Origin of the sequence: Sorangium sp. So ce145 (assembly GCF_051525985.1) — a bacterium.
GTDB lineage: Bacteria > Myxococcota_A > Polyangia > Polyangiales > Polyangiaceae > Sorangium > Sorangium cellulosum_B.
In genome coordinates, this window is the sequence record NZ_CP150315.1 from 5,813,116 (window position 1) to 5,833,594 (window position 20,479).

A 20,479-nucleotide genomic window follows, 5' to 3' on the forward strand; every position below is an offset into this window, starting at 1 on the left:
TCAGACCATGCCTTCGAGCTCGGGGCGCGAGCGCAACGCGTTGAACAGCGCGTCGAGCTCCGCGTCCCCGAGCGCGTCGAGCTCCGCGTCCCCGAGCGCTCCGAGGAGCCGCCAGAGCTCGTCATGCCCCACGGCCAGCTCCGGCGCGCCGGGGCCGGGAGCGCCCTGGGCGCGGAGCACTTGGGCCTTGATCTCTGCGAGCGCGGGATCGCGCTCGATCATTCCCGCCAGCGAATCGATCGTCCCTGCCTGCGCCAGGACTGCATTGGGGAATGGCCGGCGCAGCCTCTGCTCCAGGTGGTAGCAGAGCTTGGCCATGGCAATGGACCCCACGCCGAAATCGACGAGGGCTTGATCCGCGGGCAGCGACCCGGCGAGGCCCAGGAAGTCACCGATGGTGCCCTGGAGGTAGGTCGTAATGGCGTCGAGGCTCGTCCCGCGCTGCGGCGCGCGCAGCGTGCTCGGGCTGGCCGCCGTGCCATTCGCGTCCGTCACGGCGGGCGGGGCCTCCGGCGCGGGCGCGGAGACCGGCGCCTGCGTTATCCAGCAACGAGCCCCGCCGAAAGGATACGTGGGCAGGGTGAGGCGCTGGGGCGGCGGGCCTCCCTCGTACAGCGCGGTCCAATCGACCGGCGCGCCGGCCACCCAAGCGTGTGCCAGCGCCACGGCCGAAGACGCGGAGAGAGGCGCGCTCGCGGGCGAGGGGCTCGTGGGCGAGGGGCTCGTGGCGAGGACCGCTCCGGCGGGGCGGATACGGCCCCATCGGGTTCGCTCCGTCTGCCGCCGCTCCCGGATGAACTGCTGGAGATCGGCGCGCAGGTGATCGAGATCGGGCGCGGCGACGGCGAGCCGCCACGGCATGGCCTCCCGGGCCGTTTGCAGGGTGAAGGCCAGATCCCGCAGGGAGAGGTCCCCCGCGCCGTCGCGAGAGGTGATGACGTCGAGGAGCCGCTGCGCGTAGGCGACGAGGCGCTCTTCATCCATGGCAGAGAGGACAAACAGTTGCTCGCCTTGCGGCGCGGACATGGGCACGGGAGCGGACCGCGCCGCCGGATCGTCGAGCTCCTCGACGATCAGGTAGACCCCGGAGCCTCCCGCGCCGAACGACGAGATGCAGGCTCGCCGCGTGGAGGGCTCGGCATGCCCGTCGACGACCGGCATGGGCCAGGGCTCGAGCGCGCCGGGGATCCTGAACAGCGACGCATCGAAGCCCACCTCTGGATTGACCGGATCGGCGTGGAGGGACGGCGCGATCTGCCGGCTCCGGAGCTGATGGACCACCTTGGTGAGCTGCGATATGCCGGCGGCCCCCTCGAGGTGGCCGATATTGGGCTTGATCGAGCCGAGGAGGCAGGGCCCCTGGCGCCGGCCTCGGCGGAGCACCCGGGTGAACGCGGCCAGCTCGGCGGCGTCGACGAGCGTCGAGCCCATGCCCTGCGCCTCGATGTAGCTCACCGAGCCGGGATCCACGTTCGCCCGCGCGAGGGCCCGCTCGAGCAGGTCGGCCTGCGCGGCGGGGCTCGGGGCCATGAACCCGCTTGTCTTGCCCGCATGGTTGAGCGCGCTGCCCTTGATGACGGCCAGGATCGGATCCCGGTCGAGCAAGGCCTGGCGCAGCGGCTTGAGCAGCACGGCGCCCACGCCCTCCCCGGGGACAAAGCCGTCGCCGCCCGCGCCGAAGCTGCGGGTCTGGCCCGTCGACGACAGCGCCTTGACCTGGCAGAGGTTCACGTAACGAGAAGGATGGGGATAGAGGTTGACCCCACCCGCGAGCGCCATCTCGCACTCCCCGCGCAGCAGGCTCTCGCACGCCAGGTGAATGGCTGTCAGCGACGAGGAGCATTGGGTGTCGATTGCCAGGCTCGGCCCCTGGAAGTCGAAGAAGTACGACACCCGGTTGGCGATCGCAGAGAACGAGGGATTGGAGAACACCCAGCGTCCCCGCGCCTGCTCCTCCAGGGCGAGCAGGTGGTAATCCCCCACGTTGACGCCGACGAAGACACCGACCGATCGCGACTGCGGCCTCCGCCGCGCGTACCCGGCGCGCTCCAGGGTGGACCACGCGATCTCCAGGAAGAGCCGCTCGGACGGGTCGAGGCTCGCCGCCTCCGTGGGCGAGATCTGGAAGAACAGGGCGTCGAAGCGGCCGATATCGTCCAGGAAGCCGCCCCATTTGCAGTACATCCTGCCCGCGGCGGCCCTCCGGGGGTCAGCGTCGTAGTAGGCGCTCACGTCCCATCGATCGGCGGGGACCTCCCTCGTGCACTCCCTCCCGGCGCGGAGGTTCTCCCAGAGCTCCTCCGGCGAGCGCGCCTGGGGATAACGCCCGTCTAGGGCGAGGATGGCGATGTCGTCCGCGGCGCTCTCCGGAGCGAGCCGAGCGCCGCTCTCCTCGATCACGGGCGCCGCGGCGGCCGGCGCGCGCTCGTGGACCAGCGCCGCCGGCGCGACGCCCTCCGCGTCCCGGCAGCGCTGGTCCACGACCGAGCGCTGGTGCTCCAGGAAGTAGCCGGTGAGCTCGGCGAGCGTCGAGTGCTCCAGGAAGAGCGTCGCCGGCAGATCCGGGTAGTCTCTGCTCAGCTCTCGCTTCAGCGTCATCATGACGAGCGAATCCACGCCAAGGGCGTCGAGCGGCACCTCGTCCTCGACGCTCGCGGGATCCAGCTTGAGGGTCCGCGCCAGGACCCCGCGCAGCTCATCGCGGATCCACCGGGCGGCCGCCTCGTCGGAGCCGGCGCTGCGCCCGGGCGAGCGGTCGGCCCGCTGCGCGACCTCGCCCTGGCGTCCGGCCCGCTGCGCCGCCTCACCCTGGCGTCCGACCCGCTGCGCCTCCGCGTGCGCGCTATCTGGCGCGAGCGGCGCGAGCGGCGCGACCACGACGCCGTCGCTCTCGGCCATCACCACGCATTGCGGGGCCTCAAGGGGCTCGATCCCGGCCTGGCCAAAGAGGTGGAGGCGACGGAAGCCGGCCGTCTGCAATGCGGCGCGCCACCCCGCCGGGCTGAGCAGCGGAGAGCCAGGGAGGCGCCGGTCTCCGTCCTCGAAATGCCACCACCCCGCGGTCAGGCCAAAGGTCAGCGACAGGAACGTCTCCGCCCGGGTCACCTCGTTGAACAGCAGGACCCCATGGGCCTTGAGCAGGCGCTTGAGCCGCTCCAGCGTGCGATGAACGTTCCGCGTGGCGTGCAGCACGTTGCTCGCCAGGATCAGATCGAACGAGCCCGGGGTGAGGCCCTGCGCCTCCACGTCCCGCTCGAGGTCGACGACCTGGAACTCGAGGAACGGGTACGCCGCCCCGAACCGCCGCTCTCCTGCGCGAAGGAACTCGCGGGATACGTCCGAGTAGACGTAGCGAACCCGCACCCCCTCCGCCGCGAAGGCGTCGAGGGCGCGCGCGCTCAGGCTCCCCGTGCCCGCGCCCACCTCGAGGACCCGGAGCTCGGCGAGCGGCTCCGCACCCGAGCGCCGGCGGACGTACGCACGCGCCGCCCACGCCGCCAGACGGTTGAAATGATCCGCGGCCGCGTTGCCCTGGTAGACGCCGCTCACCAGCTCGGACGAGCCGCCCGGGAACAGGACCTCGGCCCCGCTCTTGTGACCGGCCATCACGAGGAACAGATCGCGCACACACGCCGAGAGCAGGGCCGCATGCGCGCCGACGGGCGGCGTCCGGCAGAGCCGCTCGCGCTCGTCGGTCAGGCGACGCAGCCGCTCCCGGGCCTCGGCGCTGTCCACCCGGGCGGTCGCGATCACCTCGTCGCCGCGGAGCTCGACGAACCCCGCGCGCGCGAGGATCTGCAAGAGGACGTCGAGGAGCCGATCGTACGGCGCCACCACGCCGAGCCGCCGGAGCAGCGCGCCTCGACCGCAGCCCGCGCCGCGCCGCTCGAAGCAGCCTTCGCGCTGGAAGGCGGCCAGGAGGTCCCAGCAGGCGAGCTCGTCCACCTGCTGGAGGGCCTCGTCGAACGCCCGTGACGGCTCCGCAGCCATGGACTCGGACGCGGGCAGGACGAGCGGCTCCTCGAGCACGGAAGCGGCGCTGGCGGGGTAGACCTCGCGACGCCGGAGGATGCCGGCGCGCCGCAAGGCGGCGCTGTCAGCCCGGAAGACCAGGATTTGCCGCGCCGGCGAGGCCACGATCCGGCCGAAGGCCTCCACGGCCGCGGGCACGGTGAGCGGATGAACGCCCTGCGCGGCGTAGCGCCGCTCGACCTCGGGCAGGTTGGCGGCCCCGACGAGCCCCCAGAACCCCCAGTCGATCACCTGGACCGGGTACGCGACGCGCGCGGCGAGCCCGAGGGCGAAGGCGTCCTCGAACCAGCTCGCGGCCACGTAGTTGCCCTGGCCGGCGTTGCCGAACAGCGCCGCCGCTGCGGAGGAGAACGTCATGAAGTCGAGGGGCTCGCCGGCGAACACCTCGCCGAGCACAAGGCTCCCCTCGACCTTGGGGGCCAGGCAATCGGTGAACCGCTCCTCGGTCATCCCGGCGAGGAGGCCGTCCGCAAGAGTGATCGCGCCGTGCATGACGCCGTCGATGCGACCGAAGGCGGCCTTCGCCCGGGCCACGGCCGCCTTCATCGCGGCGAGGTCGGTGACGTCGGCCTGCAGGTAGAGGACCTTGCCTCCCCTGCCCTCCACCGCCGCGATCTGGCGCTCGATTTCGCGATCGAGCGGCCTGCGGCCGACCCAGACGAGGCGAGCGCCGACGGCCTCGGCCAGGTGGAGGCTCAGCGCGTGGCCCACGCCGCCCGTGCCGCCGACCAGGAAGTACACGCCACCTCGCCGGAACGGCGGCGCCCGCGGTGGCACGGCGACGGCCACGAGCTCCTGCTCGTAGAGCACGCCGTCGCGGAGCAGCGCCAGGGTGCCCTGCCGGCTCCAGGGGAAGGCGCGGACTCGGTCAACGCTGCTGGCCACGCTGCTGGTCATGCTGCCGGCCACGCTGCCCGCGGTCGGCCTGGCGCTCTCCTCGCCGAGCGCGAGGTCCAGGCAGGCGATCTCCCAGTGCTCGCACTCCCTGGCCAGCACCTTCGCCAGCCCGTAGAACGCGGCGGCGAGGGGCGAACGGACGGGCCCTGCCTCGAGGTGGAAGGTCTCGTTCCCGACGACCTTGAGCTTCAGGGGGTTCACGTCGAAGCCGCGCCGGAAGAGCGCCTTGATCAGCCGGAAGAACGCGGTGATCGCGCGCGTCGGGGCGGCTCCGGCCGCGCCTTCCGCGCCCGCGAACGGCAGGACATAGACCAGCGCGCCCGGGCGGAGCCCCGCGAGCACGGCCTCGAGCGGCGCGTCCGAGCCGTCGCCCGAGCCGAGGCCGAGCGAGCGCACCTCGTCCCCGGCATGCGCCGCGGCGAGGGCCCGCCGGAGCGGCTCAGCGGCCGGCGTGGAGACGATGAGCACGTCCTGCCGCGCTGGCGCCGGTGAGGCGCCGGTCGGGCCGTTGAACGACGCGGCGAGCGGGGCGCGCAGCGGTGTCCACACCGGCTCGTAGAACAGGTCCTGGCAGAGGTCGGGCCCGGGAGCGGCCTTCTCGACCGGCGGCCGCGGGGCGCTGCCGGCCCAGTACCGCTCGCGGGCGAAGGGATAGGTCGGCAAGGCGACGCGCCTGGGCCGGCTCCCCGCGAACAGCACGTCGGCCGGCAGGGGCGCCCCCATCACCCAGGCCGCGGCGAGGTCGACAAGGTTCACCCCATCTCCGCCCGCTCGCGCCAGCGGGGCGCCGCCGCCGGTCTGCGCCAGCGGGGCGTCGCGCCTCACCTGGGACGGCGCGGACCTGCCGCTCGGGTCGACCCGACCGTGGAACACCTGCCCCGACGGCGTGTCCCCCCGGCAGAACCGGCGGAACGCGGACGCCGCCTCGCCGAGCGAGCCGGCGATCACGGCCAGCCGGGAGGACATCACCTCGCGGCCCACGAGCAGCGTGTAGGCGACGTCGGAGAGGTCGCACGAGGGCGCCGCGTCGCGGCTCAGCGCCTCGAGGCGGTCGGCGAGCTGCTGCGCGTACTCGCGCAGGCGCGCCTCGTCCCGCGCGGAGAGCACGAGCAACCGCGGCCCGCTCCGGGGCGGCGGCGGGGGCGGCTCGGGGTACTCCTCCAGCACGACGTGCGCGTTGGTGCCGCCGAACCCGAACGAGCTCACGCCCGCGCGCCTGGGAACGGGGTCGCCGTGCTCGTCGAGGAGCGGCGACCACGGCCGCGTCTCCGTCGGCAGGTAGAACGGCGAGCCCTCGAGGTGAAGGTACGGGTTGGGCTCGCGCAGGTGGAGGTTCCCCGGCAGGGTCCGGTGCTGCATGGACAGCACGAGCTTGAGGAGGCCGGCGATGCCGGCCGCCGGCTCGAGGTGGCCGATCTGCGTCTTCACGGCGCCCAGGGCGCAGTACGGCCGCGCCGGCAGCGCCAGGCCCTGGCGCTCGGCGAGGCGGCGGAAGGCGAGCTTGAGGCCGTCGACCTCGACGGGGTCGCCCAGCTCGGTGCCGGTGCCGTGGGTCTCGATGAGGGTGACGGTCTCCGGGGACACGCCGGCCCGCGCGTAGGCGTCCACCAGCAGATCGGCCTGGGCCTGCGCGTTGGGGGCGGTCAGCGACGCGGCCCGCCCGCCGTGGTTGACCGCCGTGGCGCGGATGACCGCGAGGATCCGATCGCCGTCGAGGACGGCCCGCTCGAGGGGCTTGAGGAGCACCACGCCCACGCCCTCGCCTTTCACGAAGCCGTCGGCGCGCCGGTCGAACGTCTTGCAGCGGCCGTCCGGGGAGAGGATGCCGAGCTGGTCGGCGCCGATCACGCCCTCGGGCGAGCACATCAGGGTCACCCCGCCCGCGAGCGCGAGCGTGGACTCGCCGAGGCGCAGCGAGTGGACGGCGCGGTGGACGGCCACGAGGCTGCTGGAGCAGGCGGTGGTCACGACCTCGCTCGGCCCGTGGAGGTTGAGCAGGAAGGAGACCCGGTTGGCCAGCATGGCCAGGTTGTTCCCCGTGGCCGCCTGGGCCCCCCACGCGCCGCTCTGCTGGAGGATCCGGCTGTAATCGTCGTACTGGATCCCCGCGAACACACCCACGGGCTGGCCGCCGAGGTCCGAGGCCCGGTAACCGGCATCCTCGATGGCGTGCCAGGCGGCCTGCAGGAGCAGGCGGTGCTGGGGATCCATGAGCTCGGCCTCGGCGGGCGAGAGGTTGAAGAACCGCGGATCGAAGGCGTCGTGATCGGGGATGAACCCTCCCCACCGGGAGCGGGTCTTCCCGGGCTCGGTGGGGTCGCCGTCGTAGGCGCGAAAGTCCCAGCGCTCGGGCGGCACCTCGGTGATGAGGTCCACGCCATCGCGGAGGTTCTCCCAGAAGGCGCGCAGATCGCGCGATCGCGGGAAGATGCCGCTCGCGCCGATGATGGCGATCGCATCGCCCTGGGCGCCGCCCCCCGGCGCGCGCGTGGCGGATGCGCTGCCCGCGATCGGGGCGGCCGGCTCGCCGCGAGGAGCCGAGGACCGGCCTCCCGTCGCTGCGTCGCGGGTGGTGTCGGGGGCCTTGCTCAGCGCCGGGAAGGTCGCGAGCAGGTGGTCCACCAGCCCGCGCACATCGGGGTGAGAGAAGAACACGGTCGGGCTCACGGTGACGCCGAGCCGATCGTCGATGCGCGCGGAGAAGGTCTTGAGGTCGATGGAGTCGAACCCGACGTCTCCCAGGTTGACGTCGACACCCAGCCGCTCGGGCTCTAGCCCGATGATCTCCGCGGCCATCCGGCGCACGACCTCCGTGAGCCTCTCCGCCGCGGCCGCCCCGGCCCGCGCGTCCTGCGCTGCCTGCGCGGGGGCCACGGCGGCCGGCGCGGGGGCCACGGCGACGGCGGCCGGCGGCGTCAGGCCGAGGAGGCGCTCGATCTTCGCGCGCTCGCCGGCCAGGACCATCACCTGCGCGGCTCCGGAGGCGAGGAGCCTGTCGAAGGCCGCGAGGCCCTCGTCGGCCTCGAGGTACCTCATGCCCGTCGAGCGCAGGTAGAGCTGCTCGCCGCGCGCGTCGAAGTGCATGCCGCCTTCCCGCCACAGGGGCCAGTTCACGGAGAGCGTCCGGCCACGGCGCCGGCCCGACTGGCAGAGCCGGGTCCGGTACTGCGCATAGGCGTCCAGGAAGCGATTGCCCACCGCGTAGTCGCACTGGCCGAAATCGCCGAGGACCGCGGAGGTCGACGAGAACAGGGCGAAGAAGTCCAGATCCTCGTCCTGCGTAACCTCGTCGAGCACGACGGTCCCCTGGATCTTGCTCCGCAGGGCGGCCGCAAAGTCGCGGTGCGGTTTGTCACCGATCCGCGTCGCGTCGGTCCCGCCCGCGGCGTGGATCACCCCGTCGAGGCGGCCGGAGCGGCGCCGGATCTCGTCGATCACCCGTGCCATGCCGGCCCGGTCGGCGACGTCGACGCTCCGGTAGCTCACCGTGGCGCCCAGGCCCTCCAGCTCGGCCACGAGCGCCGGCCGGACGTCGGGCGAGCGTCCGGTGAGGACCAGATGCGGGCGTCCGGCGCGGGCGAGGTGCCGGGCGACGAGGGACGCCAGCGCGCCGGCGCCGCCGGTCAGCAGGTACACCCCGTCGCGCCGCCGCGCGGCGCCGTCCGGCGGCGGCGGGACCCGGAGCGGCGCGATCGCGCGCACGAGGCGCAGGTCGCCGCGGTACAGCACCTCGGCCGCAGCGGCCCGGCACTCGTCGGCCAGGGCGCCGTGCGCCGCGCGCGCGGCCGTCCCCTCCAGCCTCACGACGGTGAAGACGAGCTCCGGAAAGACGTGGCGCAGCGAGGGACCGTAGCCGGCCACGGCTTCCAGGAACGGGTTGGGACCGTCGAGCTCCGGGTACGCGAAGAGCACGCGCGAGAGGCCCCTGTGACCGGCCCGCGCCAGGGCGCCGAGCAGGTGGAACAACGAATGCACCCCGAGATCGAGGAGCGCCTCGCCGCGGGTGAGGATCTCCTCCGCCGCGGCCGGCGCGCCGCCGGCGAGGCTCCACTGGTGGACAATCCGCTCGGGCAACCGCCTCGAGGCCGCGAGGGCGGCCACCATGCGGTCGTAATCGCCCGCCGCGTCGATGCGGATCTCGAAGCCCCCGCCATGCACCTCGCGGTACGCGGGACCCGGGCGCACGCGCACCACGGCGCCCGGCAGATCGCGGCCGCCCTGTCCGTCGCCGGCCTCGAGGCTCAGCGTGACCCCCCGCAGCGGCGCCCCGCGCTCGGCAGCGATCGGCGAGGGCTCCCAGTCGAACCCGTAATAGAAGCAGGGATCGCCGGGGGAAGCCTCCTCGCGGCTCGCCGCCGCGGGCGGCGCGGCGCCGACCGGCAAGACGAGCGGGCCCGCGTCCGGGATCCAGCGAGGCTCGCGCGCGAAGGGGTACGTCGGAAGGGACACCTTGCGGGGCTCGCGGGAGCGCGGCAGGCGGTGCCAGTCCACCTCGCCGCCGGCGACCCAGACCCGGGCGAGCGCCGGAAGATGTCGGTCGCGGAGCATGGCCTGGACGTCCAGGGCCCCCGCCGTCTCGCCCTCCTTGGCGCCGGCGCGGCCGCGGAGCAGCGAGGCCGGAGCGCGACCCGCGAGGTAGGCGCCGAGCGCTGCGTGCAGCTCGCCGAAGTCGGAGACGACGAGCGCCAGGCGCTCGGCCATGGGCGTCCGGCCGGTCTGCAGCACGAACGCCGCGTCGTCGAGAGCAAGGCGCGGCGGCGCCGGCTCGTCCTGGCTCACGCGGGCGCCGGCATCACCTCCGGTGAGCGCCGCGACGAACGCGTTCACGCTCGAGCACCAGGACGCTGCGTGGAGCGTGAGGTCGGTGCCCAGGGCGGCGTTGAGGTGGTCGACGACGCGCCCCACGCCGGCCTGATCGAGGCCGTACTCCGAGAGGTCGTCGTCCGGATCGAGATCGGCCGGGGACACCGAGAGCGCGCCGGCGATCAGCGCGAGGACCTGCGGGCGGATCGCGGCCGGCGAGCCCTTCGCCGCGCGGCGCGCAGGAGCGACGAGCTCCTCGATCTCGTCGACCTCCTCTTCCAGGAACGCCTGCCACCGCGCGACGTAGGCGCGGAGCCGCTCCTCGGTCTTGGCCGAGAGCAGGAACAGCTGGGGCTCCGAGGACGCCTCGGACGCGCGCTCGTCGCGGTGCTCCTCGACGATGACGTGGGCGTTGGCCCCGCCCGCGCCGAAGGAGCTCACGCTCGCGCGCCTGGGCCACGCCGTCCCCTCCCCGTCCCGCGCGATCGGCGTCCAGGGCTCACGCCGGGTCTGCGGGGAGAACGGCGAGCTCGCCCAGTCGATCCGCGGGTTGGGAGGCTCCGCGTGGAGCGAGGGCGCGAGGGTGCGGTGCTCGAGCTGCAGCAGCACCTTGGTCAATCCGGCGATGCCGGCCGCGGACTCCAGGTGTCCGATGTTGGGTTTCACCGAGCCGACGGCGCAGCGGCCGTGGGCCCCGGTCCCGGACTGGAAGGCCCGCGAGAGCCCGGCGATCTCGATGGGATCCCCGAGGACGGTGCCCGTCCCGTGCGCCTCCACGTACCCGATGGTGGCCGGATCGATCTGGGCCTCCTCGAGGGCGCGGGTGATGAGCTCCGCCTGCGCGTTCGGGTTGGGGACGGTATAACCGCCTGTCTTGCCGCCCGCGTTGACGGCGGAGCCCTTGAGGACGGCGAGGATGCGGTCGCCGTCGGCCAGCGCCAGGGACAGGGGCTTGAGCAGGACTGCACCCACGCCCTCGCCGACCACGAAGCCGTCGGCGTCCGCGCCGAAGCTCTTGCAGCGATCGTCCCGCGACAACATGTCCACGAGGGTCAGCCGCGCGTAGTGGATCGGGCTGAGGAGGAGGTTGACCCCGCCGACAACGGCGGAGGTGCAGGAGCCCGCGCGCAGGCTCTCGCACGCGAGGTGGAGGGCGGTCAGCGACGAGGAGCAGGCGGTATCCACCGCCATGCTGGGCCCCCTCAAGTTGAAGAAATACGAGACCCGGTTGGCGATCGACCAGAAGGACGAGTGCGCGTAGGTCAGCTTTCCCCGGGCGCAGGCGTAGCCGCCGAGCCACTCGTAATCGCGGTTCATGACGCCGACGAACACGCCTGTCTTCGGGGCCGCCCGGAGCAGCGCATCGTGGGCATAACCGGCGTCCTCGAAGAGGCTCCACACGACCTCGAGGAAGAGGCGCTCCTGGGGATCCATGCCCTCGGCCTCCTTGGGCGAGATGTTGAACAGGAGCCCGTCGAAGCAGCGCACCTCGTCCAGGAAGCCGCCCCACCTGGAGTAGCTCCGGCCCCCCTTGCCCTCCGCTGGATCGAAATGGGGGCGAAAGTCCCAGCGATCCGGCGGGATCTCCCGGATGCTCGAGATCCCCTTCTCGAGGTTGCTCCACAACCGGCGAAGATCCGGCGCGCCGGGGTAACGGCCGCTGGCGCCGATGACGGCGATGTCTTCCCGCGCCGCCGGGAGGGCGCCGGCCCTCGCGGGCGCGGGTGCTTCGCGCGGGCTCTCTCCGGCAGCGGCGCCGCGCGGGCGCGCCGTACCCGCCGCGCTCTGCCGCTCGTCCGTGGCCTCGGCCCCGGACGGCGTGGCCGGTGCTGCGGCCCCGGACGGCGCGACAGGCGCTCGCTCGGGGACGGCACCCCTGCTCCGGAACAGGTCGCTCCGGGTGATCGTCTCGCCCGACGAGGGGCGCCCGAGCTGATCGAGGGCTCCGGCGTGGCGCTCGGCGAAGTACGCGGCGAGCGCGTCCACGGTGAGGTGCTCGAAGAGCAGCGTGGGGGCGAGGGGCCCGAGATCCACCTCGAAGCGGCGGAGCAGGTCGAGGTTGGCGATCGAGTCGACGCCGTAGGTCTCGAACGTGGCCGCGGGGTCGATCTTCCCGGGCGGGATCTGGAGGACCTCGGCGAAGATCGCCTTCGCATACGCGACGAAGCGCTCGCGAGGGGTCGCGGCCGCGGCCTGCTCGCCTGCCGCGGCGAGCGCGCGGCGCTGGACCTTCGCCTCGCGGGCCGCCGTGGGCTCGGCCGGAGCGGGCGCGGCCTTTCGCGCTTCCTCGCCCTGGCCCACGACCCCGAGCTGGCGCAGCACCTCGGGGGCGGCCCTCATCACCACGACCTGCGGTGAGGAAGAGGCCATGATGCGCACCAGCGCCTCCATGCCGGCCTCGGGCTCGATCGACTGGACGCCCATCCGGGCAAGGCGCTCCCGGTAGGCCGGCGTCGCCGCGACGCCGACGCTGCCCCAGTACCCCCAGTTCACGACCTTCACGGGGACGCCGAGGTGCGTGCCCAGGTGGTGGGCGAAGCCGTCCTCGAACGTGGACGCCGCGGCGTAGTTGCTCTGGCCCGCGCCGCCGCCGAACGACTGGACCGAGGAGAAGAACAGGAAGAAGTCCAGGGGCTCGTTCCGGACGGCCTCGAAGAGGACCGCGCTGCCGCGGACCTTGGGCTCCAGCGCGGCCCTGAAGGTCTCCTCGTCCATGTTCACCAGCGACCGGTCGCGCATCACGATCGCCGAGTGGACGACGCCGTGGATGCGACCGAAGCGGTCCTTGGCCGCGGCCACCGCGCGCCCCATGCTGCCCGGATCGGCGGCGTCGGCCTGGAGGTAGACGGCCTCGCCGCCCAGCGCGTGGAGCTCGTCGAGGGCCCGCTGGATCTCCGGCGTCAGCGGGCGCCGGCCGAGGAGCACCAGCCGGGCCGAGGCCGCCCTCGCGAGCGTGCGGCTCAAGGTCAGCCCGATCCCACCCGCGCCCCCCAGCACGAGGTAGGTGCCGCGCTCCCGGAAGGGAGGAGCCTCCGGCGCGGGCAGCGCGACGGGCGACAGCGCGCGCACGTACCGCCTGCCCTCGCGGATCGCCACCTCCGCGACCTCGGCTTCGCCGGTCTCGGCGACGATGGCCGGGACCAGGGCGCCGAACCGCGCCCCGAGGTCCTCGCCGCGCCCGCCCAGCAGCGGGACGTCGAGGACGGCGAACTGCCACCGGGAGAGCTCCCTCGCCGCGGATTTGCACAGCCCGACGAGGCTCGCCGCACCGGGGTTGAGCACGGCCTCGCGACCGACCCGGAGCGCGTCGTTGGTTACCACCTTGATCTGCAAGGCGCGGTGCGCGTGCGTCGCGTGGAGGACGTGGAGGCGGCGGAGCAGCCGGAAGAGCGTGAGCACGCCGTGCTCCTGGCTCCGGCCCAGCGCGCTCAGGTCGGCAGCGGCGAACGGCGCAGGCGAGAGCCCACCCAGGAAGTAGATCGTGTCCACCGCGTCCAGGGCGTCGCCGGCGGCGCCGTCCAGGAGACGGGACAGCGCCTCCGGATCGTCGGCTCGGATGGACCAGGCCCCAGGCCCGAGCGGGCGCTCCTCGGCGCCGAGCTGGATGCGGCGCACGGTTCCTGGCGGGAACGCGCTGCTCAGGGCGGGGATCCAGCCGGAGACGGCGGCGGGGTGGACGAGCAGCACCCCGCGCGGGGCCGCGGCCCTGGGCGGCTCCGGGAGCGGGCGCTCCTGGAATGCCGGCACGAACAGCGACGGCGCGCGGGCGTCGCGGTACTCGCGCACGGTCACGTCGTGGAGCAGCGCGCGCGTCACGCCGGCGTCGTCGAGGATCGCAACGTGGAACCGGAGCTCCCCGGCCCTCTGGACGTAGACGTGGCCCGGGGAGACGAGCGCGTCGAGCACCTCCACCCGACCGACCGAGAAGGGCACCAGCGTCCGGCCGGCGCCCTCCCCGCCCTCGTCCAGGAGGCCGGTCAGCGCCTGGAACGCCGCATCCACCAGGCAGGGATGCAGCACGACCCGGCGGTCCTCCCGGAACGCGGGCCCGGCGGCGGGCTCGAGCGCCAGCGCGCCGAGGACCTCGTCGCCCTTGATCCTGACGCTCTTCAGGCAGTGCAGGGTGGGCCCGTGGTGGAGCCCCGCGGCGCGGGCGCGCGCGCGCAGCGCCTCGCCGCTGGAGAGACGGGCTCCGTCCTCGACCTGGGCCACGGACAGCCGCGCCGGCGCCGGCCCCACGGCAGCCGGAAGCAGCGCGCCCCGCGCGTGGACAATCTGCCGGCCGCCGGCCTCGCTCCGGATCTCGAAGGAGCGCCTCCCGCTCGCCTCCGTGAGCACGACGCGGACGTCCACGGGCTGGTCGACCCAGAGCGGCTGGAGGAACACGACGTCCGCAGGCCACGTGGGCGCCGTGCTCGCGGCCGCCGGCGCGGCGCCGGGCGCCTCGACCAGCGCGGCCGCCGCTCGAGCCATCTCCAGGTAGGCCGCGGCCGGGAGGGCCGGCCGGCCGTGGAGCAGGTGATCCCGGACGATGGGCTCCTCGGGCCACAGGGTCCTCTGGAACACGACCTCCCCGGCCCCGAGGCGCGGGACGACCCGATCGATGAGCGGGTGCAAGGGCGCGACCAGGCCGGGCTCCCGCGGAACCGGGACGGGCACCCAGTAGCGCTCTCCGGCGAACGGGTAGACGGGCAGCGAGATCCTGCGCCGCCCCCGCGACCCGGGCAGCCGGCGGAAGTCCACGGCCACGCCCGTCACCCAGAGCCTGGCCAGCTTGTCGAGGGCGCCCTGGTGCAGCCAGCGCTCGATGAGCACCTCGGCGTCCTCGCCGCTGATCGCCGCCGTCCACGGCGACGTGCTGCCCGCGGCGCTCCCGGCGACGAAGCCGCCGCCCTCGCCGGCCAGGAAGCGGTCCAGCGCGTCCACGAGCTCGCGCCGCGAGGACACGACCAAGGCGAGGCGCGCGGGCATCACCTCGCGGCCGGTCTGCAGGGTGTAGGCGGCGTCGGCGAGGAACCGGCGCTCCTCAGAGGGCGAGGGCCCGGCCTCCTCGCGCCTGGTCATGGCGTCGCGCAGGCGGCGGGCGACAGCGGCGAGGCGCTCCTCGTCCTGCGCGGAGAGCGGGATGAGCACCTGGCCCCCGGCCGGGTCGCTCCCCGGCGAGGGCGCGGCGCTCGCCGGGTCCTCGTGGGACTCCAGCAGGACGTGGATGTTGGCCCCGCCGGCGCCGAACGAGCTGACGCCGGCGCGGAGCGGCAACGCCCGCCCCTCGGCGTCCGTGGCCGGGCGCCAGGGGGCGAGCTCCTGCGCGACGCGGAACGGGGAGCCATCGAGGTGCGCGCGGGGGTTCAGCCGCGCGGCATGCAGCGAGGGCGCCACCTGCCGGTGCTTCATCTGCAGCAGCACCTTGGTGAGGCCAGCGATGCCCGCGGCCGACTCCAGGTGACCGATGTTGGATTTGACCGAGCCGATGGCGCATCGCCCGGGCTCGACCGCGGCGGGGCCGAAGGCCCTGGAGAGCCCGGCGATCTCGATGGGATCCCCCAGCGCGGTGCCGGTGCCATGCGCCTCGACGTACGTCACCGTGCGCGGAGGCCACCCCGCCTGTCGCAGCGCGTCCTCGATGAGCGCGCCCTGGGCGGCGGGGCTCGGCACCGTGTAACCGCTGGTCCGGCCGCCGTGGTTGATCGCGATCGCCTTGATGACGGCGTGGATGCGATCGCCGTCCGCGATCGCTCGGTCGAGCGGCTTGAGGAGGACGGCGCCCACGCCCTCTCCGGGGACGTAACCGTTCGCGCTCTCTCCGAAGGCGCGGCAACGCCCGTCGGGCGAGGCCAGGTGACCCTGGCTCAGGAACAGGTGCTTGTTGGGGTGGAGCGTGAGGTTGACGCCGCCGGCCAGGGCGAGCTCGCTCTCCCCGCTGACCAGACTCTGGCAGGCCAGGTGGATCGCGGTCAGCGAGGACGAGCACATCGTGTCCACGGCCATGCTCGGACCGCTGAGGTCGAAGAAGTACGAGACGCGGTTCGCGATGGAGGAGAACGACGAGCTCAGCGCGATCGGATGGCCGAGATCGGAAGGCGGAACGCCGTGGAGCTGGTACTGCCCCCACATCACCCCGGCGAAGACCCCGACCCGCTTCCCGCCGAGCTGAGCCCGGGTGTAGCCGGCGTCCTCCAGCGCTTGCCAGGCGATCTCCAGGAACAGCCGCTCCTGCGGGTCCAGCGTCGCCGCGTCGCGCGGGTTGATGTGGAAGAACATCGGATCGAAGCGATCCACGTCGTCGAGGAAGCCGCCCCACCGCGTGTACGCCTTGCCCGGCGAGCCCTCCGCAAAGAAGGCGCTGTGGTTCCAGCGCTCGGCGGGGATCTCGGTGATGCAGTCCCTGCCGGCCTCGAGGTTCTCCCAGAAGCGATCGAGATCGGGCGCCATCGGGTAGCGGCCGCTCACGCCGACGATGGCCACGTCGAGCGGCGCCGGGCCCCGCTCCCGCGGCGGAGAGGCCGCACGCGCCGCCGTCGCGCGCGCGGCGGACACAGGCTCGCGATCGGTCGCCGCGGCGGGCGGGCGGACCACCGCGGGCGGGCTCGCGGGCGTCTCTTCCCGGGGCGCGAGCGCGCTTCCCAGGGCGGCGCGGAGCTTGTCGGCCTGCCCCCGCAGGACGGCGAAGCTCGTGCCGCTGGAGGAGAGCCCCGCGAGGAAGGCCTGGATGCCGGCCTCCGCGGACAGCGGCTGCACCCCCTTGGTCCTGGCCAGGTGGGCCTCGACGCGCGGATCCACGCGCATGCCGCCGTCTCTCCAGAGCGGCCAGTCGATGGACAGGCTCTTCCCGGAGCGCTCTCCGCGCGCGCGCAGGCGGTCGCGCGCCTCGGCGAACCGGTCGAGGAAGGTGTTGGCAAAGGCGTACGCGCTCTGGCCGGGGTTCGCGGCGATCGCGGCGGTCGACGAGAACAGGACCAGGAAATCGAGATCATCGCCCCGGGTCGCCTCGTCCAGGAAGACGGCGCCGAGGACCTTCGGGGCGACGACGGCCTCGAAATCCTGGCGGCTCCGGGTGACAGCGAGGCCGTCACGGAGGACGCCGGCGGCATGGAGCACGCCGTGGATCCGGCCGAAGCGCGCCCTGGCCGCGGCGACGAGCGCGGCGACCTGCGCGCGGTCGGCGATGTCGGCGCTGACGTAAATCGCCTGCCCGCCCAGCGCGGCGAGCTGCTCGAGCCGGGCGTCGATGTCCGCGCTCCGCTCGGAGCGGCCCGCCAGCACCAGGCGCGCCCGATGATGGCGCGCGAGGTAGGTCGCGAAGAGGAAGCCGAGCCCGCCGGCGCCGCCCGTGATCACATAGACGCCCTGGTCGACGGGGCGCGGGCCCTCCCCGGCGAGCGGGAGCGGGATCTCCCGCCACTGCCGCGCAGCGCGACGCCCGCCGGCGAGGCGGATCTCTGCGGCCGTGTCCGGATAAACGATCTCCGGCCAGAGGAGCTCGGCGAGCTCGGACGGCGAGAGCCTCGCCGGGGCGGCCACGCAGAGGATCCGGCACGAGACGGAGCTCGGCAGCTCCGCGGTGACGGTCCTCGCGAAGCCGGCCACGGCGGCGTGCAGCGGCCGGGACAGGCCATCGATCTCGCCGTGGACATGGAGGACGCGGACCGCGTGCCCGAGGCGCCGCGCGACGAGCGCCTTGACCAGGGACAGCAGCGTGAAGAGGCTCGATCGCGAAAGCGCCTCGAGCGCGCTCGGCTCCTCGCCTGGCGGGGCGCTCGGCTCCATCACCACGACGGTCCGCGGAGCGAGCCCGCGCTCGACCAGCGCGCCAAGGAGCGCGAGGGCGTCGTCCTCGCGACCGAAGTCGAGGCGATAGGTGGCCGGATCCACGGCCTCGAAGCGCTGGCCTGGCTCGATCAGGAGGACCGGGCTCGGCTCGCCGGCGCCGCCGGTCGCCTCCCGGAGCTTCCGCTCGAGGTGCGCCCGCAGCGCGGGATCATCGGCGAAGAGGAGGACCGGCGCGAACGGCTCCTTCGACGAGGTCCGCCGCTGCGCATCGCGCCACTCCGGCCGCAGGAAGAGCGTCTGTTCCTCGGCCTCCGACGCGACGGACCGGGGCGTCTCGGGCGCGCCGAGCGAGCGGCCGGGGAACTCCCGCCGCAGGTGGGCGACGAGCGCGTCGATCGTCGGGTGCTCGAACAGCACGGTCGGGTAGAGCTGCTCGCCGAGGAGCGCCTCCAGCTCCCGCGCGAGGCTCAGCAGATCGGTGGACTCGAGGCCCAGCTCGTAGAAGCCGCTGTCGGACCGGACCTGCGCGGGCGGGACCCCGAGCAGCCCGGCGATCTTGCGCCGCAGCGCGTCCTCCAGGGGCGCCGTCGCGAAGGTGGAACCGGGCGTGTCGAGCGTAACGAGCGTGTCGGGCGTGTCGAGCGCGCCGGCCGCGCCCGCGGGGCCGGCGGCGTCCGACGGCGCAGCGCTCGCCGTGGTCGGCGCCGCGGCGAGCCGGTCCGGGTGCGCGCGGCGGAGGTACGCGGCGAGCTCGTCGATCGTCGCGTGCTCGAACAGGAGCGTGGGATAGAGCTGCTCACCGAGGAGCGCCTCCAGCTCGCGGACCAGATCGAGCAGATCGGTGGACTCGAGGCCCAGCTCATAGAAGCCGCGCTCCGTCGGGACGCTCTCTGGATCTCGCCCCAGCCGGCCGGCGACGAGCTGCCGCAGGCGCGCCTTGAGCGCCGCCGCGGCGTCCGGCGCGTGTTCGCGAGGGCGGGCCTCGGGCGGCGGGGCCTCGCCAGCGAGCAGCGCGGGCGCGCCTGCGTGGCCGGCCCCCTGGAGCCGGGTGATCAGCGCGCTCGACCGGATCCGCTTCGTCCCGAACCTGCTCAGCCGGGCGACCAGCTGGCCCTGCTCGTCGTGGAGGTCCAGGTCCACGTACATCAGATCGCCGAGGAGGTTCTCCGCGGTGCGGCGGAGCACGCGCACGTAGCATGCGCGCCCGGGCGCCTTCGCGGCGCGGAAGGACCGGATGTAGATGGGCACCGCGGGCTTGTCCGCGGCCTGCTGCGCCTCCTTGACGAAGAGCGCCGGGACGAGCGTGGCCCCGTCCAGGAAGACGGGGTGGAACGCGAAATGCGGCAGGTACGCCTGGGCCGACTCGCTCAGCACCAGCCGGGCCAGCACGCCGTCCGGCTCGAAGAACACCTCGCCCAGGTTCTTCATGAAGACGCCGTGGCGGATATCGACGCTGCGAGCGAACGCGTATGCCTCGTCGAGATCGGCGACCCGGGAGGCGCGGCGCTCGATGGCGCCCGGATCGAGCGCCCCGGCAAGGGGCTCGCGCGTGAGGTGCGCCTCGCACTGGCAGTGCTCTTCCCAGGCGTCCTCGACGATCCGGCCGCCCTTCACCTTGCGCGAGCACGCTGCCACCTTCCAGAAGGCCCCCGCGCGTTCGAAGCGGATCTCGAGGTCGCGGTCGTACGCGTCCGCTGTCACGAGGGGCTTCGAGAACAGGACGTTGCGCAGCTCCACCCGCTCCAGCGCGTGTCCGCACGACTGCAGCGCCCGGCAGATCAGGTCGAGGAACGTGACCCCCGGCATGATCCGCACGCCGTGGACGCGGTGATCGCGGACGATGGGATCCTCGTTGGTGATGACCACGCGGAAGGGCGGCAGTTGCCCCTCCGATGCCGGCGCGCCGCGCGCCTCGACGCGGAGAAGCGGCGGTAGCGGCTCGCGCGCCTCGCGCTCGGCAACACGCGCCGCGCTCTCCGTCCCGCGCGCGGCGAGCGCGGGGCCCGCGCCGGCCGCGACCTTGTCGAGCCAGAAGCGCCGGAGGTTGAACTGGACAGGAGGGAGCGGCTGCCGGAGCGCCCGGCCCGCCTCGGCGAGCCCTGGCACGAGCTCCCCGACGATGACATGCGCGTTGGTGCCGCCGAAGCCGAAGGCGCTGATTCCCGCGTGGCGTCCGAGGTCGCCGCCTTGTTCCCATTCGCGCAGGCGGAGGTTGGGGAAGAAGGGCGAATCGGCGAAGCGAAAGCGCGGGTTCGGCGTCTCGCAGTTCAGGGTGGGCGGGATCTGCCGGTTCTGGAGGGAGAGCACCACCTTGATGAAGCCGGCCATGCCCGCGGCGCTCAGCAGGTGGCCGATGTTCGTCTTGATGCTCCCCACCGCGCAGTAGCCGCGCGCGTCCGTGTCCTCGCGGAACACGCGCGTGAGGGCCTTGAGCTCGATGGGGTCGCCGATCATCGTGCCTGTGCCGTGGGTCTCCACGTACGTGATCGCCCGCGCGCTGATCCCTGCCCGGCGCAGCGCCGCGCTGACGACCCTGGCCTGGGCGTCGGGGTTCGGCGTGGTGATCCCCATGGTCCGACCGTCGTTGTTCACGGCCGTGGCCTCGATGACGGCGAGGATCCGGTCGCCGTCGGCCAGGGCCTGCGCGAGGGGCTTGAGGAGCACGGCGCCCGCGCCCTCCCCTGGCACCAGCCCGCTCGCCTTTTCATCGAACGCGCGGCACACCCCGTCCGGCGAAAGCGCCTGACTCTCGCTCAGCCGGAGATAAGGCTTCTCGTCGAGGAGCAGGTCCACGCCGCCGGCCAGGGCCATCTCCACCTCGCCCGACAGGAGGCTCTGGCAGGCCAGGTGAATCGCCACGAGCGATGACGAGCAGGCCGTGTCCACGAGCAGGCTCGGGCCGGCGAGGTCGAAGACGTGCGAGATGTGGGCGGCGATGAAGTTCTGGCCCGTGCTGGCCATGACGCTCTTCGTGCCC

At 73.8% G+C, this 20,479-nt stretch carries 1 protein-coding gene (cut by a window edge); it reads right to left on the bottom strand.

All coding sequences use genetic code 11. The features are described 5' to 3' along the window. Nucleotides 1-20,479, bottom strand: the 3' portion of a protein-coding gene (locus WMF34_RS21380; RefSeq protein WP_437994382.1) for an SDR family NAD(P)-dependent oxidoreductase. It continues 4,775 nt past the right edge of the window; only the last 20,479 of its 25,254 coding nucleotides appear in the window; its start codon lies beyond the right edge, outside the window; it ends in the stop codon at nt 1-3.